This is a genomic window from Lactobacillus amylolyticus DSM 11664 (genome assembly GCF_000178475.1).
Taxonomy (GTDB): domain Bacteria; phylum Bacillota; class Bacilli; order Lactobacillales; family Lactobacillaceae; genus Lactobacillus; species Lactobacillus amylolyticus.
In genome coordinates this window covers 1-2958 of record NZ_ADNY01000009.1, presented here as the reverse complement: position 1 = coordinate 2958, position 2958 = coordinate 1, and the positions used below count along the sequence as shown (strand labels likewise).

At 33.7% G+C, this 2958-nt stretch carries 1 protein-coding gene and 1 pseudogene; both read left to right on the top strand.

Features of this window, described 5'->3' with window-relative positions; genetic code table 11:
• Positions 1-537 precede the first annotated feature (537 nt).
• Positions 538-1770 carry an IS110 family RNA-guided transposase gene (locus tag HMPREF0493_RS00785; RefSeq protein WP_040456764.1) on the top strand — a complete coding sequence of 411 codons (1233 nt, stop codon included), beginning with the start codon at positions 538-540 and terminating at the stop codon, positions 1768-1770.
• A gap of 245 nt (positions 1771-2015) precedes the next feature.
• Positions 2016-2841, top strand: a pseudogene (locus HMPREF0493_RS09160) (IS110 family transposase); the annotation flags it as partial.
• Positions 2842-2958: the final 117 nt, after the last annotated feature.

Below are 2958 nucleotides of genomic sequence, written 5' to 3'. Positions count from 1 at the left end.
TTACTATTAACAATACTAAACTTGCAACAATAGAATTATCTAAAAAATTGTAATAACTTAACTTTCAAAGCAAACAAAACATTCTAAGCTATATAGTGAATTAATTATCCGACGGGATAATTGATTCACTATTTTTGTTCTCTTGTAGAATTGAGATAGTAGTAAAACACTATGTCATAGGGGCTTTAGACACTTGATGTCACATAGTAAACTGGCAGTTTTGCTTAGGTTTTCAATAGTTTCTTCGAAGAATGTGGACACTTTGATGTCAAGTTTAGAAACATACTAACCTAAGTATTGGGTTGAAGTTCGACGGAACTTTAATCAAATACTTTATTTTTATCTAAAATAAAGGTGAAGATAAAGCATAAAGTCATATCTAATTTAAGGCAAAAAATGTCGTTTTAGAAACAGGCTGCTTTACCGACTATTTAGAAGTCTCTTCGAAGTATGTAGGCACTTGATGCCGGGTTTAGAAAATAAGAATTAAATAGTTCGATAAGGTATTTTATCTTTAAAACTTTGGGAGGTTCAATCATTGAAAATTGTAAAGTGATTGTTGGCATTGATGTTAGCAGTAAGGACTCTACTGTCTGCGTTCTAATGGATAAAGTTAGGCAGGGTAAGACATTTAAAATAAGCAATGACATGGTCGGCTTCCAGCAGCTTTATAAAAGATTACGTCTTTACTCTGTCATTCCTTTGATAGTCTTTGAATCAACAGGAGTATATTCTTTGAGCTTGCAGGCTTTTTTAGAGAAGAAGCATATTCAATATCTAAAGCTTAATCCTTTGAAAGCTAAAAAGCTGATGGATAATAACCTTCGTCATAATAAGACCGATCAAGTTGACGCTTATCGTCTAGCTCTGATACAGTTTAATGCTCCACAGAAGCTACTTAAGCCTCAGTCTCGGGCATACCATGAAATGCAAAATGCAAGCAGATACTATGAAGAATTGAATAAAGCTATGGTTGTTGCCAAGAATCAGCTTCATCGTAATCTGCAGACAACTTTCCCACAAATTGAAAATCTCATGTGTCATCCTACAGGTAAAATTTATTGGTCAGTAGTTGCCTTATTTCCGCATGCACAAGCTGTTTTAGATAGTAACAAGGAACATATTTTGGGCGAATTAGAAACTATATCGGGATTAAGCCAGAAAAAAGCCGAATACCTTACGCAACGCTTAATCTCTTTGGCTCGATTAACTTGTGCCTATGACAATAAGGATAGTATTGTTATCCGTGCTATTCAAAGAAATATTGCCTGTCTTTTTTCTCTTGATCAGGAGAAAAAGGAAGCACTGGCCTACCTGTATAAATTAGCCAGTAAAAATCAGGCTGATACCCGTATATTAACCATTTATCAAAGCATTCCTGGTATTGCCAAAACAACAGCCTTAAGATTATTGGCTGAATTAGGTGATTTAAGACGATTTGACAGTCCTAACCAAATTGATGCTTTTATCGGCATTGATCCTGGCATCTATCAGTCTGGTGAATTAGACAGTCATTTAAGTATTACCAAACACGGCAATTCAATTGCCAGAAAGATCATGTATTTAAGTATCGGTCAAATGGAATCAGTAAAGACTACCCAGCCCTGTCATATTACTGACTATTATGATAGAAAAAAATCTTCTCAAAGCCGCGGCTTCAAGAAGATTGCCATTGCATCAGTACATAAACTAATTCGAACCATGTATGCACTGGTTACAAAGAATCAATTATATGATTACAACGTAGCCACTAGGAATCAAAGACTTTAGTTGAAATCAAATAATCACTTTCAGTATAACAACCTATGAAAAAACTACAAGAATTCATAGGCTTCTTTGTGTTACCTAATAAATATGCACTAAACTTTTATTTAATCTTTTCAGCTTTATTCGCACCATTATTTTTAAGAAAATATCTAAATTAAACGTTGATAATACTTGAATTAAAGTAGAAAAATTAGATCTGTTTTCTTAAGCAAATACGTTTTACTACTTAGCTTTAGGAGGTTTATTTTATGCAAGTTACTTTTGGAATTGATGTAAGCAAGTTTACTTCTACTATTTGTGAGCTAATTAGTAAAAGTAAAAATGAACTTACAATTACTAATGATTGTTCTGGTTTTATTCAGCTACTCAAAGAACTATCTGCTTTTTCTAAGCATCCACAAATAATCTTTGAAGCTACTGGAGTCTACTCACGCAGATTGCAAGCCTTCCTGAAGATTATGACTATGATTATGTAATTTTAAAACTAAAAAGGAAATGAACCTTGGATTAAGACACAATAAGACCGATATCGCTCTAATTCAAATGCTTCATCATCATACTGTTAATCAAATCCAATCTCAAGCCTATAAACAACTTAAGTCACTGAGATTGAAACTTTATTTTATTCTGCCAAAGGCAAAAATTACTAGCAAATAGTGCTCCATTATCCTCACTGTAATTTAGTGAGAAAAAATGATAAAAAACAAATTATTAATTGGTTGGTACAGTTAAAAGGGCGTTGGCTTTAAGCATGTTCAAAAAACTACAGATAAACTAATCGAGTTAGCCAATAAAGCTTATCCTGTTGTTTCATGTAACAGTATAGAAGCCGAACAGGTGCAATACTATGCTCAAAGTCCCCTTAATTTAAGTGAACAAAGAAAACAGCTAATTGAGCGAATGGTCAAGTTAGCAAAATCCTTGCCTAATCATGATTTAGAAACCTTGGAAAACATTCCCGGCTTTGCCCAAACTACCGCAGTTAGAGTCTTGGCAGAATTAGGAGATTTACGCAGATTTAGTAATCCCAATAAAATCAACGCTTTTATCGGGATTGACCCGGACAGATATCAATTTTATCAAACTATGCAACAGTATTCTGGGTAACTGGATTTACTCTTTTACTCAACTTCTTGTTGGTTTTGATCTTTGCCTGGGGAATATCATATCGCGATGAATAAACATACTATC